The following is a 13,456-nucleotide window of genomic DNA, read 5'->3' as shown; positions in this document are numbered from 1 at the left end:
ACCTTTGGGAGTCCGTACGGGTGGGAGTTGCAGGGGGCGCGGTGCGGATGACGTCGACGGTCCCGGTCCGGTACGCGAACTCTTTCGCCCCCGGAGGAAAGCGTGCCCGGACGCACTCGGACCCGCAGGCGGTAGGTGGCCTGCGGGTCCGGGTCACGTCACGTGCACGGCCGAAGCCGACGCAGCGTTACGCAGCGTCACGCAGCCTTCGGCGCGTTGACGTCGCTCGGCAGCGCCTTCTGCGCGACCTCGACGAGCGCGGCAAACGCGCCCGCGTCGTTGACGGCCAGCTCGGCCAGGATCTTGCGGTCGACCTCGACGTTCGCGGCCTTCAGACCCTGGATGAAGCGGTTGTACGTGATGCCGTTGGCGCGGGCAGCAGCGTTGATGCGCTGGATCCAGAGCTGACGGAAGTCGCCCTTGCGCTTCTTGCGGTCGTTGTAGTTGTAGACCAGCGAGTGGGTGACCTGCTCCTTGGCCTTGCGGTACAGGCGCGAACGCTGACCGCGGTAGCCGGAGGCCTGCTCCAGGATCGCCCGGCGCTTCTTGTGGGCGTTGACTGCCCGCTTGACGCGTGCCACTTCTCTAACTCCTTGTAGCGGGGCCGCGGTGGTCCTCACGCGGCCCGGAAACGAATGGGTCCCGGTCTCTCGGTGGCGGGCGCTGGACGCCGTCAGGCGTCAGGCGCACCCGCCTCACTTGCCGAGAAGCTTCTTGATCTTCTTGGCGTCGCCCGGGGCCATCTCGGCGTTGCCGGTGAGGCGACGCGTCACGCGGGACGACTTGTGCTCGAGCAGGTGGCGCTTGCCGGCGCGCTCACGGAGCACCTTGCCCGAGCCGGTGACCTTGAAGCGCTTGCTGGAACCGCTGTGCGACTTGTTCTTCGGCATAGCGCCGTTCTCTCCTCGTCATGGCGCTCCGGTGCCCGGTCGTGAAACCGGGCACGGTGGAACGTCCTGTCTATCGGTTGACATCCCTGGACTGTCGGCCCAGGGATTCCCTGGGACTCACATCCCGGGGAATCACGCCTCTGCAGGCTCCTCGGCAGGTACCTCGGCATCGGAGGCGTTCTGCGAGCGGCCTGGATTGGCCTTCGCTTCCGCCTTGCGGGCCGCCTGCGCCTCACGGGCCTCGGCCATCGCCTCGGTCTTCTTCTTGTGCGGACCGAGAACCATGATCATGTTCCGGCCGTCCTGCTTCGGGTTCGACTCGACGAAACCGAGGTCCTGGACGTCCTCCGCGAGCCGCTGCAGCAGTCGGTAGCCCAGCTCGGGCCGGGACTGCTCGCGACCACGGAACATGATCGTGATCTTGACCTTGTCGCCCTGCTTGAGGAACCGGACGACGTGACCCTTCTTGGTGTCGTAGTCGTGCGGGTCGATCTTCGGCCGGAGCTTCATCTCCTTGATGACCGTGTGCGCCTGGTTCTTGCGCGCCTCACGGGCCTTCATGGCCGACTCGTACTTGAACTTCCCGTAGTCCATGAGCTTGCACACGGGCGGACGGGCGTTCGCCGCGACCTCGACCAGGTCCAGGTCGTACTCTTGCGCAAGCTCCAGTGCCTTCGCGAGCGGCACGATGCCGACCTGCTCGCCACTGGGACCGACAAGTCGCACCTCGGGAACGCGAATCCGGTCGTTGATGCGGGGCTCGGCGCTGATGGATCCTCCTCGGTAGCACCCCACGACGGTCTGGCGGACCGCCGTGTATGTCTGGATTGACATAGGGACCAACCATCGCGGCGCATGAAAAATGCCCCGGACGGGACACAGGCGGGGCTCCAGACTGCCGGGGAGCACCGCCGCAGTGAACCGCGGGGCGCGCTTCGGGCGACTCCACCGTCCGTACGGAACGGTGGTGGCCGCCTGACCGGTGACCTGCCGTCCCGGAGGAGGGTCAGGTGGGAGTTCGGAGCCTCCACTTGCGGGCCGGGCACGCTGACTTCGTCTTGGCGCGTCCGACCGGTCGTCACCCAAGGCTAGCAGCTACCGGAGGCCGTTGCGAACCGGCGTGCGGGCGCCTCCCGCGCACGGCCGCCGCGGTGGCCGGGCCTATCGTGTGGGACATGAGTGACACCTCCCCCTCGGGCCCCTCGGGCTCGGCCGACACCTCCGGCTCCGCAGACCCGACCGGCTCCGCAGACTCTCCCGGCTTCGCCTCGGGCCCCGACTTCGACAGCATGACCCGCGACATCGCGGAGGTCCCGGCGGTCGAGGTGATCGTGACGGTCGCGGTGAACCTGATGAGCGCCGCCGCCGTGAAGCTCGGTCTCACCGAGGAGGGCGACAAGTACAAGGACCTGGACGAGGCCCGCAAGCTGGTGCACGCCCTCGCCGGTCTCCTCGACGCGTCCGCGACCGAGATCAGCTCCTTCCACGCGGCTCCGCTGCGCGACGGCCTGAAGTCGCTCCAGCTGGCGTTCCGCGAGGCGTCGCTGGTCCCGGACGAGCCGGGGCAGGGCCCGGGAGAGAAGTACACGGGCCCGGTCTACGGCTGACGCACCGGCCCTGCGGGATCCGCGGCTGATTCACGGACGAACGTACAGGGGCTCGCCCGGTGGTGTGGTCCCGGCCGGCAGCAGTGCCAGGTCGAGGCCGCGCACCAGGCGGGCCCTCAGTGTCTCGTCGGCGGCGAGGCGCTGCGCGACGGCCCGCGCGGCCTCGGCCGGGGGCGCGGACGGGTCCAGGACGAGGGCCAGGGAACCGTCGGCCGGCCCCGGCCCGAGGTGGGCACGCAGTACGGCGGGCTCGGCGGCCACGGCTTCGCGCACGGCCGTGACGACGGCCGGGTCGGCGAGCGGGTCCGTCGTGGTCCGGCCCTCGGCGAGCGCGAGCAGCGCGGGTCCGGTCAGCTCGTACGGCACCGGCCCGGCCAGGTCCAGCACGATCGTGTCGGCCTTCTCGTGGGCGGCGGCCTGGAGGGCCTGGTGCAGGGGTACGGCGACGGGGCGGGCGGCGGGGTCCCAGCGGGCCAGGGCGTCGGTGGAGGTGAAGGCCGGCAGGGCGGTGCGGTTTCCGGCCTTCAGGGTCGGTACGGCCATGTCACTGGTCTTCTCGCGGCGCAGCCCGTTCTCGTCCTCCTCGACCTCGCCCAGGACGGCCACGACGGGCACCAGCAGCCGAGCGCCCTCAAGGGCCTCCAGGACGGGCCCCACGGCCGTACGGTCCTCGGCCCAGGCCGCGAGCGCCGCGCTCAGCCGGAGGTCGGCGGAGCCGTCGTCGTCGGAGAAACCGGGGTCGGGAATGTTCTTGTTCGCCACGGTCACCGACCCTATCGGGGGAAGCCTCCTGACCAAGTCCGGGGCCGGAAGCACGGCACTCACAGGGCTCACGGGTTTCTCAGCATTCACACGCATCTAACGACCGGCTAACCCGGCACACAGGGCGGGCCTGCAGCATCGCGGGCATGCCACCTCGCACAGTCCGCCTCCTCGCTCAGTCGGCTCGGCGCCGTCCCGTCCTGGGCTGCGTGCTGGCTGCCGCCGTCATCGTGAGCAGCACGGCCGGCGGGACGGTCCATGTGAAGGGGCGGGCGCACGGCACGGAGGGCGCCGTATCGTCGTCGGTGTCATCGTCCTCGCCCTCGGCGCCCGCCCCGGCGAGTTCCCGGCAAGCTACTCAGGAGGCTTCGTTGCGACCGGTGGCGGCGCCCGCGGTGGACCACGACGCGCTGCTCACGGCCGCGTTGGAGGGTGTGGAGGTCGAGGACGGCGCCGCCCTGGCCGTGGCCGTGCGGGACATGGAGTCCGGGGAGAGCGCGGCGTACGGGAAGGCGCTGTTCGAGACCGCGAGCATCGTGAAGGTCGACATCCTGGCGGCGCTGCTCCTCCAGGCGCAGGACGCGGACCGGCGGCTCACCGCGCAGGAGGAGGCGTACGCGGCCGCGATGATCGAGAACAGCGACAACGCTTCCGCGAGCGCGCTGTGGAAGACGATCGGTTCCGCGGCGGGCCTCGACGCCGCGAACGACCGCTTCGGGCTGACCGGTACCGAGGGCGGCGACGGGCTGCTGTGGGGGCTGACCCGGACCACGGCCGCCGATCAACTCGTCCTGCTTCAGCAGGTGTTCGGGGACGCGTCGGAGCTGAGCGACGCCTCGCGGGCGTATCTGCGGGAGCTGATGGGGCGGATAGCCGTGGGCCAGGACTGGGGCGTGTCGGCCGCCGGTTCCGGCTTCGCCCTGAAGAACGGGTGGTTGCCGCGCACTGCGACGGGGCTGTGGGTCATCAACAGCATCGGGCGCGTCACCGTGGACGGGCACGACCACCTCGTGGCGGTGCTGTCGAACGGCAACACCACGAAGGCGAAGGGTGTTGCGCTGGTGGAGGCGGCCGCGAAAGCCGCGGTGTCGGTGTTCGCGGAGAAGGAGGCCGGAAGCGTCGAGACCGTGGCGGCGCCGGTCTGGCAGCCGCGGTAGCGGCCCTTCCCTGCCTCGGAAGCCGTGGTAGCGGCTTCCCTGCCCCGGAAGCCGTGGTAGCGGTCTCTCCCAGGCTCAGACGCCGTAGTGGTCCGTGTGGTCCCGTCGTATCCGGCCCCGCCACAGCACTACCGCCCCGCCCAGCAGCAGGATGCCCAGGCCGCCCGCGACCGGGGCCGCCCAGCTGAAGGCGCTGCCGCCGTCCTGGTCCGGATCCGGGCCGGAGCCGAAGTACTTCTGGCCGTAACCCGCCGGGTGGAGCCCTTCCGGTTCGAGCTTGCCGCCCGCCTTGATCGCGGCCTCCGGGTCGACGAAACCGAAGCCGTAGGAGTCGCTCCGGCCGCCCGCCGGGGCGTCGCGGGCCGTGTCCTCCAGGAGCTGCTTGATCTGTGCCGGCGTCAGACCGGGGTGGGCCGCCCGGACGAGGGCGACCGCGCCGGAGACGAACGCGGCCGCGGCGCTCGTGCCCCAGCCCTCGTAGTACCTGCGGTCCGGGGAGGCGATGACGACGTCGTCGCCCGGGGCGCTGACCGTGGCGTACCAGCGGCGGGTGGAGAAGGAGGCGCGGGTGCCGTACTTGTCGACGGCGGTGGCGGCGATCACGCCCGGGTAGGCGGCCGGGTACGAGATGCGGTCGCCCTTCTCGCCGCCGTTGCCCGCGGAGGCGACGACGACGGAACCCTTCTTGAGGGCGTACTCGACGGCGGCGTCCTCGGCGGGTTCGGGGTGGGCGGACTTGGAGTCGTCGCCGAGGGAGAGGTTGATGACGTCGGCGCCCTGGTCGGCGGCCCAGCGGATGCCCTCGGCGAGGGCGTTGCCGCGGGTGTTGCGGGCCTTGGAGCGGGCGGGGTCCTTTTCCTCGAGGATGACGCGGACGGGGAGGATCCTGGCCTCGGGGGCGATGCCCAGCACGCCGTCGGCGCGCCCCGGACCGTGTCCGTGGCCGGCGATGATCCCGGCCATGGAGGTGCCGTGCACGGCCCAGGTCTCGTCGCCGCGGCTCGCCCCGAAACCGACCATGTCCTTGGTGGGCAGGACGTTGCCCGCCAGGTCGGGGTGCTCGTCGTCGACGCCGGTGTCGAGGACGGCCACGGTGACGCCCGCGCCCTTCGTGGTCCGCCAGGCCTCCCGTGCGTGCATGGCGTCCAGTGCCCACTGCTGGGAGCGGATCTCGTCCGCGCGGGCCGTGGTCGACGGGACGAGGGCGAGGGAGGCGGCGAGGAGGACGCTGAGCGCGCCGGTCCCGCGGTTCATGCGTGCCTTCACGAGGGTCATACGGGTCATGAGGCCTTGTCCACGGCCGAGGCGACCGTCTTGCGGAAGCCGCGTTCGACGCGGTCGGCGAGGCCCTGAGCCTCGTGGCCGAGGCCGGACTGGGCGGGAGCGGTGGTGGCGCCGGACTTCATGGCTTCCTCGGCGGGCTCCGGCTCGGTGATGGTGCGGCCGTCGGTGAAGCCGGAGACGGCGTAGACGACGACCGGCGCGTCGGTGAGGACGGAGAGGGTCCAGGAGGCACGCTGGCCGGCGCCGAACCGGTCCGCGAGGGTGCCCTGCGCCGCGTACGGGAGGGGCATCAGGTCGGTGCGTCTGTCCAGGCCCTCCCTCTCGAAGCGGGACTTCAGGGAGGCCATGGCGGCGAAGTCGCCCGTGGTGAACAGCAGGCCCACGGTGGTGACATGACTGCGGGTCGCGTCGGTGTAGGTGGCGCGGAGCAGCCGCAGGCAGCCGACCGGGGCGAGGGCCTTGCGGAGCAGCGGGTCGAAGGCATCCTCGCAGCCGGTGTCGGGTGCCACGGCGATCCGCGTCCAGGTCCGGTCGGCGCCGCCGGGTCCGGCGCCCTCGCCGTCGAGGGTGCGCGGGAACAGCTGGTCGACGGGCACGCTGTGCCACAGCTGTTCGGCGGCGGCGAAGTTGCCGCGGTCGCCGTCCGCGTCCGCGTCTCCGGTCAGCCAGCTCCCGGTCACTGCCCCGCCTATGAGCCCGAGGCCGAGGACGACGCAGGTGGCGGCCGTCAGCCTGCGGGGGCGGCTGGGCCGCGACCGGGTGCCGTCGTGCGTCTCGGGGTGGTACGTCTCGGGCCGCGCGAAGGTGATGTACGGGCGTCGCGGGCGTCCGCCGAGTGCCTGGTCCAGTGCCTCGACGGAGCGCCGCGAGGAGCTCGACGCGGGCGTCCAGCCGGTCGGCTGCCCGTCGCGGACGGGCCGCAGCCGGGTGGTCGACTCGGTGAGGGTCTCCTCGGGCAGGGCGGTACGACGCGGCGGCTCAGCGGGCCGGGGCGGAGCACTGCCGGCGGCGGCGCCGGACGGCTCGCCGCCCGGCCGGTGTGGTGCGTCCGCGGGCCCCGCGGAGCCCGCAGGCGGTGCGTCGGGGAACCGCGACGAGGCCGCGGGCGGGGGCGGGGCGGCCGGGGCGGTGCTCGGTGCGGCGGCGCGGCGGAAGTCGTGCAACCGCGGGCGCTGCCCGGCTCCGTCCGGTTCCGGGGAACCCGTGTCGCGGGAGGCACGCGGCGCCTCCGGGGCCGCGCCTCGCGGGGTCCCCGCTCCGGTGGCCCGTCCGGGAGTGCGGGTTCCCTGTGGTGACGGCACCGGACCGGGCACACCCGACGGTGTGAGCGGTGGGGCGGACGGCGGCATGGGGGCTGCTCCGGCCGTCGGTGGACGCTGAGGGCGCTGCGGGGCCGCGGCGGGCGGGGATGCGGGTCGCTGAGGTGGCAAAGGGGCGCTCGTGGAGGTGGAGCCCACTGCCGCACCGCTCCTCGCGGCGGGGCCCGGCTGCTGCTCCTGGGGCGGTACGGGCCCCGTCGCGGCATCCGCGGGTGCGTCGGAACCGTGCACACCCGGCGTCCGCGGAGGCGTCGATGGAGGCATCGGTGGACGGGGTGGAGTCGTGGGACGTGGGGGGATGGAGGCACGACGCGCTTCCGTGCTCATGCACCCCCCGTTTCCTCGTGTCTCAGGCCGCCTCGAATACCGTCCGGGCGTACGACCGCCCCATGGGAGCGATCGTCGTTCTGGAGTCGCCTGCCCGGGTGTCCGCCACGAGCATCCGTACCCGTCCCGACGCGTGACCATCCCCGGCCGAGGTCGTCCCCCTGCTTCCGCGTCACTCTACGGGTTGCCGCGCGTGAAGAGGGAACCAGTCCGCAGGCCCGGGGGGTTCTGCCCGGAACGTCCCCCTACCCTGCGGTAATCGAGTCTGGCAGGCTGCGTTCATGACTGCCCGTGCCGCTGACCGCGCCCGCTACGACCGGGCCACCGCTCATCTCGACGCCCCTGTCGCGATCGTCGATCTGGACGCCTTCGACGCGAACGCCGACGACATGATCCGCAGGGCGGGCGGCAAGCCGATCCGTGTGGCCAGCAAGTCCGTTCGCTGCCGGGCACTCCTGGAGCGCGTCCTGGGGCGCGAGGGTTTCGCGGGCATCATGTCCTTCACTCTCGCCGAGTCCCTGTGGCTCGCGCGGTCCGGCTTCGACGACGTCCTGCTCGCGTACCCGTCGACCGACCGCTCGGGCTATGCCGAGCTGACCGGTGATCCCAAGCTCGCGGCCGCCGTCACCGTCATGGTGGACGACCCGGCCCAGCTCCAGCTCATCGACGACGCACGCGCGGGCGGTTCCGAAGTCGTGCGGGTCTGCCTGGAGTTGGACACGTCCCTGAAGCTGCTCGGCGGGCGTGTGCGCGTCGGCGCCCGGCGCTCCCCGCTCCACTCCCCCGCCCAGGTCGCCGAGATGGCGCGTACGGTCGCCCGGCGGCCCGGGTTCAGGCTGGTCGGGATCATGGCGTACGAGGGGCACATCGCCGGTGTCGGGGACTCGCTCGCGGGGCGCCCGTTCCGCTCGCGGGCCGTCCGGCTGATGCAGGCCGCCGCGCGGAAGGAGCTCGCCGAGCGGCGGGCCGAGGTCGTGCGCGCGGTTCGGGCCGTGGAGCCCGGCCTGGAGTTCGTCAACGGCGGCGGCACGGGCAGTGTCCAGCACACCGCCGCCGAGGACGCGGTCACCGAGATCGGGGCCGGGTCCGGTCTGTACGTGCCACGCCTCTTCGACAACTACACCTCGTTCAGCGGGCGTCCGGCCGCGCTTTTCGCGCAGCCTGTCGTCCGTCGGCCGGGCGTCGGCATCGTCACCGTGCTGGGCGGCGGCTATCCGGCCTCGGGCGCCGCGGGCCGCGACCGGTTGCCCGTCCCGTACCTGCCTCAGGGGCTGAGGTACGACCCTCAGGAAGGTCCGGGCGAGGTGCAGACGCCGCTGCTGGGCGCGCCCGCCGACGATCTCCTCATCGGTGACAAGGTGTGGTTCCGGCACGCCAAGGCGGGCGAGCTCTGCGAGCGGTTCGACGTGCTGCACCTCGTGGCGGGCGACGAGGTGACGGCGACCGTGCCGACGTATCGCGGGGAGGGCCGCACCTTCCTGTAGCCGGTCGGCCGGAGCCTGCCGGGTGGCTAGGGGGCTTGTGAAGGGACAGGTGGCTCCGCCACATGACCCTCCACGCCGCACGCCGAGAGCACGCACCGAACGCCGCGCCTTCTTCCACGGAGATCCATCACAAGCCCCCTAGAGCCCCCTAGAGCGGTGTGACGTACGCGCCCGAAATGCCGCCGTCCACCAGGAAGTCGGTGGCGTTCACGAAGGACGAGTCGTCGCTGGCGAGGAACGCGACGGCCGCCGCGATCTCCGTGGCCTCCGCGAACCGCCCGAGCGGGATGTGCACCAGGCGGCGCGCGGCCCGCTCCGGGTCCTTGGCGAACAGCTCCTGGAGGAGAGGGGTGTTGACCGGCCCCGGGCACAGGGCGTTGACGCGGATGCCCTCGCGCGCGAACTGCACGCCCAGTTCGCGGGACATGGCCAGCACACCGCCCTTGGAGGCCGTGTACGAGATCTGGGAGGTCGCCGCGCCCATGCGGGCCACGAACGACGCCGTGTTGATGATCGAGCCCTTGCCCTGCCGCCGCATGTAGGGGAGGGCTGCCTTGCAGCACAGGTACACGGAGGTGAGGTTGACCTCCTGGACCCTCTTCCACGCCTCCAGGCCGGTCTCCAGGATGGAGTCGTCGTCGGGCGGTGAGATGCCCGCGTTGTTGAAGGCGATGTCGACGCTGCCGTACGTGTCGTACGCGGCCTTGAACAGGGCCTCGACCTGCTCGGGGTCGGTGACGTCGACCTTCACGAAGATGCCGCCCACGTCCTCGGCGGCCGCCTTGCCGCGTGTCTCGTCGACGTCGCCGCAGACCACGTGGGCCCCCTCGGAGGCGAGCCGGCGCGCGGTGGCGAGGCCGATGCCGCTGCCGGCACCGGTGATGACGGCGGTGCGGCCGACGAGGCGGCGGCAGATGGTGTCTGCGGAGATGTCGGTCATGAGCGGCTCAGGCCTCCGTGCTGATGAAGACGTTCTTGGTTTCGGTGAAGGCGGTGAGGGCGTCCGGGCCGAGCTCGCGCCCGATCCCTGACTGCTTGAAGCCGCCGAACGGGGTCCAGTAGCGGACGCTGGAGTGGGAGTTGACGGACAGGTTGCCCGCGCGGACGGCCCGCGAGACGCGCAGCGCCCGGCCGACGTCGCGGGTCCAGAGGGAGCCGGAGAGGCCGTACGGAGTGTCGTTGGCGAGCCGGACGGCGTCGGCCTCGTCCTCGAAGGGCAGCACCACGGCCACCGGGCCGAAGACCTCCTCGACGGCCACGCGCGCGTGGGGCTCGACTCCGGTCAGGACGGTGGGCGGGAACCAGAAGCCGGGGCCTTCGGGGGCCTTGCCGCGGATTCCGGGCGCGTTCGGGTCGACGTAGGAACGGACGCGGTCCAGCTGGGTCCTGGAGATCAGCGGGCCCATCCGGGTGCTCTCGTCGGCCGGGTCGCCGACGAGGACGGACTCGATGGCGGGCGCGAGGAGGCCGAGGAACCGGTCGTACACGGACCGCTGCACGAGGACGCGGGTGCGGGCACAGCAGTCCTGGCCGGAGTTGTCGAGGAACGACATGGGGGTCGCCGCGGCGGCGGCCTCGATGTCGGCGTCGGCGAAGACGATGTTGGGGCTCTTGCCGCCGAGTTCGAGAGTGACCCTCTTGAGCAGGGCCGAGCCCTTCGCCAGCACCTGTTTGCCCACGGCGGTCGACCCGGTGAACACGATCTTCGCCACACCGGGGTGTTCGACGAGCGCGTCGCCCGCGACGGGCCCGTGGCCGGGCAGCACCTGGAACAACCCCTCCGGGAGCCCTGCCTCCAGGGCCAGTTCGGCGAGGCGGAGGGCGGTGAGCGGGGTCGTCTCGGCGGGCTTGAGGAGCACCGCGTTGCCGGCCGCGAGCGCGGGGGCGGCGCCCCAGGCGGCGATGGGCATCGGGAAGTTCCAGGGCGCGATCACGCCCACCACGCCGAGGGGTTCGTGGAACGTGACGTCGAGTCCTCCGGCCACCGGGATCTGCCGTCCGGTGAGCCGCTCGACGCCTCCCGCCGCATAGTCCAGCAGGTCACGGACGTTGCCGGCCTCCCAGCGGGCGTTGCCGACGGTGTGGCCTGCCTCGCGCACCTCGAGCCGGGCCAGTTCCTCGATGTGCTCGTCCACGGTCGCGGCGAACCGGCGCAGGAGCCGGGCGCGGTCGCCCGGTGCGAGGGCGGCCCACCCGGTCTGTGCCGTCGCCGCCCGCGCCACGGCCGCGTCCACGTCCTCGGCCGTGGTGGCCGGGACGGTGGCGACGACCTCCTCGGTGGCCGGGTTGAGTACCTGGAGCTCGTGCTCGTACGACAAGGAAGGACCTCTCACATGCGTTCGAAGGAGCGGCGCAGCTCCCAGTCGGTCACCGCGGCGTCGAAGGCCGCCAGCTCGACGCGCGCCATGTTGCGGTAGTGCGCGACCACCTCGTCGCCGAAGGCGGCCTTGGCGATGGGGCTGTTCTCCCAGAGTTCGGCTGCCTCGCGCAGGGTGGTGGGCACATGCGCGTAGTCGGCGGCGTAGGCGTTCCCGGGACATGCCTCGGGAAGCTCCAGCTCCTGTTCGATGCCGTACAGCCCGGCCGCGACCATGCCCGCGACGGCCAGGTGCGGGTTGACGTCGCCGCCCGGGAGCCGGTTCTCGAACCGTAGGGAGCGGCCGTGCCCGACGACCCGGAGCGCGCACGTCCGGTTGTCGTGGCCCCAGGCGACGGCGGTCGGGGCGAAGGACCCCGGCTGGAACCGCTTGTACGAGTTGATGTTGGGCGCGTACAGCAGCGCGAAGTCCCGGAGCGCGGCGAGCTGTCCGGCGAGGAAGTGCCGCATGACGGGCGACATGCCGCCGGGGTCGGCCGCGGAACCGGCCATGGCGTTCGTCCCGTGCGCGTCCGCCAGCGACAGATGGATGTGGCAGGAGTTGCCCTCGCGCTCGTTGTACTTGGCCATGAAGGTCAGCGACACGCCCTCCTGGGCGGCGATCTCCTTGGCGCCGGTCTTGTAGACGGCGTGCTGGTCGCAGGTGACCATGGCCTCGTCGTACTTGAAAGCGATCTCGTGCTGGCCGGGGTTGCACTCGCCCTTGGCGGACTCGACGGTCAGGCCGGCCCCGGCCATCTCGTTCCTGATCCGCCGCAGCAGGGGTTCGACACGGCCGGTGCCGAGCACCGAGTAGTCGACGTTGTACTGGTTGACCGGGGTGAGCCCCCGGTAGCCCGTGTCCCAGGCCTGCTCGTAGGTGTCCTTGAAGACGATGAACTCGAGCTCGGTGCCGACCTGGGCGGTGTAGCCGAGCTCGGCGAGGCGGTCCAGCTGTCGGCGCAGGATCTGCCGGGGAGCGGCCACGACCGGTGAGCCGTCGTTCCAGGCGAGGTCCGCGATCAGCATCGCCGTGCCCTCGTTCCAGGGCACCCGGCGCAGCGTGCTCAGGTCGGGGTGCATGGCGAAGTCGCCGTAGCCCCGGTCCCAGGAGGACATCTCGTATCCGTCGACGGTGTTCATCTCGGTGTCGACGGCGAGCAGGTAGTTGCAGCCCTCCGTGCCGTGCTCAAGCACCTCGTCGAGGAAGAAACGCGCGGCGAACCGCTTGCCCTGGAGACGCCCCTGCATGTCCGGGAAGGCCAGGACGACGGTGTCGATCTCGCCACCCGCGACGAGGGCGTGCAGCTCCTCGACACCGAGCGGGGGTGTGCGGTCTGCCACAGGATGGCCTCCTTCGGGCTTCTTCGCGTTGCTGCGGGCGCCTTCGGCCGGTTTTCGTGCTTCTTGGGCTTCTTACGGCTGGCTTCTTACGGCCGGCTGCTTACGGCTGGCTGCTTACGGCTTCTTCGACCGGGCCGAGAGCCATAAGGTATTGCGGAGAACCATTGGTTGGGAAGGGGGCACGGCGAGATGTCGGCGCATTCTGACGGCGGCCCGGACGACGGACTGGCCCGGGTGCTGCGGCCAGTACGGGCGGGCAACGGCTTCGAGGAGGCCCTGGAGCAGATCCTGCAGGTCGTTCGGCTGGGCCTGGTGCCCGGCGGCGAGCGGCTGCCCGCGGAGCGGGTGCTGGCCGAGCGGCTGGGGATCAGCCGGGTCACCCTCCGTGAGGTCCTCAAGGTGCTCCAGGACGAGGGGCTGGTGGAGTCGCGGCGCGGACGGTACGGCGGCACGTTCGTGCTCCCCCGGAACGACGCGGGCGGCGAGGACGAGCTGCGGCGCCGCGTCGAGAGGACCGACATCGAGGACGTGCTCCGTTTCCGCGAGGTCCTGGACGTGGGCGCGGCCGGACTGTGCGCGTCCCACGGCCTGACCGCCGAACAGGCGGACCGCCTCCGCGAGGCGCTGGCCCGCACCCGGGACGCGCCCCTGACCGAGTACCGCCGCCTGGACACCCTCCTCCACCTCACCCTCGCCGAGCTGAGCGGCTCCCCGTCCCTCACGGCCCAGTACGCGTCCGTCCGCGCGACGGTCAACGACCTGCTGGACTGCATCCCCCTACTGGTCCGGAACCTGGAGCACTCCCAGCGGCAGCACGCCGCGATCGTCGAGGCGGTGCTGGAGGGCGACGCGGACGGGGCGCGGGAGATGATGCGGGAGCACTGCGCGGGGACGGGGGCGCTGTTGCGGGGGTTTCTGGCTTGAGG

Annotated in this window: 13 protein-coding genes; 4 read left to right on the top strand and 9 right to left on the bottom strand. The window is 71.9% G+C overall.

Translation table 11 applies throughout. The annotated features are described in order from the left end of the window. Positions 1-197: 197 nt before the first annotated feature. From rplT to infC, 3 genes are all read right to left on the bottom strand, one after another. Positions 198-581, bottom strand: coding sequence for a 50S ribosomal protein L20 (rplT, locus tag FPZ41_RS39075; RefSeq protein WP_004002577.1), 384 nt, complete (start codon positions 579-581; stop codon positions 198-200). Between the two features lie 114 nt (positions 582-695). Continuing rightward, a complete protein-coding gene (gene rpmI / locus FPZ41_RS39070; RefSeq protein ID WP_003989075.1) occupies positions 696-890 on the bottom strand; it encodes a 50S ribosomal protein L35 in 195 nt (64 codons plus the stop codon). Between the two features lie 132 nt (positions 891-1,022). After that, complete coding sequence (gene infC, locus FPZ41_RS39065; RefSeq protein WP_152868634.1) at positions 1,023-1,724, bottom strand: translation initiation factor IF-3; 702 nt, start codon at positions 1,722-1,724, stop codon at positions 1,023-1,025. 341 nt (positions 1,725-2,065) lie between these two features. Between infC and FPZ41_RS39060 the strand changes: the two genes are divergently transcribed. Further along, positions 2,066-2,497, top strand: a complete 432-nt coding sequence (locus tag FPZ41_RS39060; protein WP_407698875.1) for a DUF1844 domain-containing protein — start codon at positions 2,066-2,068, stop codon at positions 2,495-2,497. A gap of 30 nt (positions 2,498-2,527) precedes the next feature. Here FPZ41_RS39060 and FPZ41_RS39055 read toward each other — a convergent pair whose 3' ends face one another. Continuing rightward, on the bottom strand, positions 2,528-3,259 hold the full coding sequence (locus tag FPZ41_RS39055) for an SseB family protein (protein ID WP_322621297.1): 732 nt from the start codon (positions 3,257-3,259) through the stop codon (positions 2,528-2,530). 146 nt (positions 3,260-3,405) lie between these two features. Between FPZ41_RS39055 and FPZ41_RS39050 the strand changes: the two genes are divergently transcribed. Further along, entirely contained in the window at positions 3,406-4,416 is a 1,011-nt protein-coding gene (locus FPZ41_RS39050; protein ID WP_152868632.1) for a serine hydrolase, read from the top strand. Between the two features lie 75 nt (positions 4,417-4,491). Here FPZ41_RS39050 and mycP read toward each other — a convergent pair whose 3' ends face one another. Together mycP and FPZ41_RS47545 are read right to left on the bottom strand one after the other, a co-directional pair. Further along, positions 4,492-5,700 carry a type VII secretion-associated serine protease mycosin gene (gene mycP, locus FPZ41_RS39045; protein WP_152868630.1) on the bottom strand — a complete coding sequence of 403 codons (1,209 nt, stop codon included), beginning with the start codon at positions 5,698-5,700 and terminating at the stop codon, positions 4,492-4,494. Then, positions 5,697-7,049, bottom strand: coding sequence for a hypothetical protein (locus tag FPZ41_RS47545; protein WP_228023274.1), 1,353 nt, complete (start codon positions 7,047-7,049; stop codon positions 5,697-5,699). Before FPZ41_RS47545 ends, mycP begins: the two co-directional genes overlap by 4 nt. A gap of 578 nt (positions 7,050-7,627) precedes the next feature. Between FPZ41_RS47545 and FPZ41_RS39035 the strand changes: the two genes are divergently transcribed. Then, complete coding sequence (locus tag FPZ41_RS39035) at positions 7,628-8,830, top strand: amino acid deaminase/aldolase (protein WP_152868628.1); 1,203 nt, start codon at positions 7,628-7,630, stop codon at positions 8,828-8,830. Between the two features lie 148 nt (positions 8,831-8,978). On the opposite strand, the gene FPZ41_RS39030 is transcribed toward FPZ41_RS39035, so the two are convergent. From FPZ41_RS39030 to FPZ41_RS39020, 3 genes are read right to left on the bottom strand one after another with little or no spacing between them, the layout of a single operon-like run. Continuing rightward, positions 8,979-9,770 carry a 3-oxoacyl-ACP reductase gene (locus FPZ41_RS39030; RefSeq protein ID WP_152868626.1) on the bottom strand — a complete coding sequence of 264 codons (792 nt, stop codon included), beginning with the start codon at positions 9,768-9,770 and terminating at the stop codon, positions 8,979-8,981. A gap of 7 nt (positions 9,771-9,777) precedes the next feature. Further along, positions 9,778-11,148, bottom strand: a complete 1,371-nt coding sequence (locus FPZ41_RS39025) for an aldehyde dehydrogenase family protein (protein ID WP_152868624.1) — start codon at positions 11,146-11,148, stop codon at positions 9,778-9,780. Between the two features lie 11 nt (positions 11,149-11,159). Beyond that, positions 11,160-12,530 carry a glutamine synthetase family protein gene (locus FPZ41_RS39020; RefSeq protein ID WP_322621296.1) on the bottom strand — a complete coding sequence of 457 codons (1,371 nt, stop codon included), beginning with the start codon at positions 12,528-12,530 and terminating at the stop codon, positions 11,160-11,162. Positions 12,531-12,719: 189 nt separating this feature from the next. On the opposite strand from FPZ41_RS39020, the gene FPZ41_RS39015 reads away from it, so the two are divergent. Further along, entirely contained in the window at positions 12,720-13,454 is a 735-nt protein-coding gene (locus tag FPZ41_RS39015) for a FadR/GntR family transcriptional regulator (protein ID WP_152868622.1), read from the top strand. The last annotated feature ends 2 nt before the right edge of the window (positions 13,455-13,456 follow it).

Origin of the sequence: Streptomyces acidicola (assembly GCF_009377235.1) — a bacterium.
Lineage (GTDB): Bacteria > Actinomycetota > Actinomycetes > Streptomycetales > Streptomycetaceae > Streptomyces > Streptomyces acidicola.
This window is presented reverse-complemented; position numbering and strand designations above follow the sequence as displayed.

Excerpts from the sequence above, each read along its gene's own strand:
- rpmI (WP_003989075.1), bottom strand. The coding sequence starts at position 890 with ATGCCGAAGAACAAGTCGCACAGCGGTTCCAGCAAGCGCTTCAAGGTC.
- infC (WP_152868634.1), bottom strand. The coding sequence starts at position 1,724 with ATGTCAATCCAGACATACACGGCGGTCCGCCAGACCGTCGTGGGGTGC.
- FPZ41_RS39060 (WP_407698875.1), top strand. The coding sequence starts at position 2,066 with ATGAGTGACACCTCCCCCTCGGGCCCCTCGGGCTCGGCCGACACCTCC.
- FPZ41_RS39050 (WP_152868632.1), top strand. The coding sequence starts at position 3,406 with ATGCCACCTCGCACAGTCCGCCTCCTCGCTCAGTCGGCTCGGCGCCGT.
- mycP (WP_152868630.1), bottom strand. The coding sequence starts at position 5,700 with ATGACCCGTATGACCCTCGTGAAGGCACGCATGAACCGCGGGACCGGC.
- FPZ41_RS47545 (WP_228023274.1), bottom strand. The coding sequence starts at position 7,049 with ATGCCGCCGTCCGCCCCACCGCTCACACCGTCGGGTGTGCCCGGTCCG.
- FPZ41_RS39035 (WP_152868628.1), top strand. The coding sequence starts at position 7,628 with ATGACTGCCCGTGCCGCTGACCGCGCCCGCTACGACCGGGCCACCGCT.
- FPZ41_RS39030 (WP_152868626.1), bottom strand. The coding sequence starts at position 9,770 with ATGACCGACATCTCCGCAGACACCATCTGCCGCCGCCTCGTCGGCCGC.
- FPZ41_RS39015 (WP_152868622.1), top strand. The coding sequence starts at position 12,720 with ATGTCGGCGCATTCTGACGGCGGCCCGGACGACGGACTGGCCCGGGTG.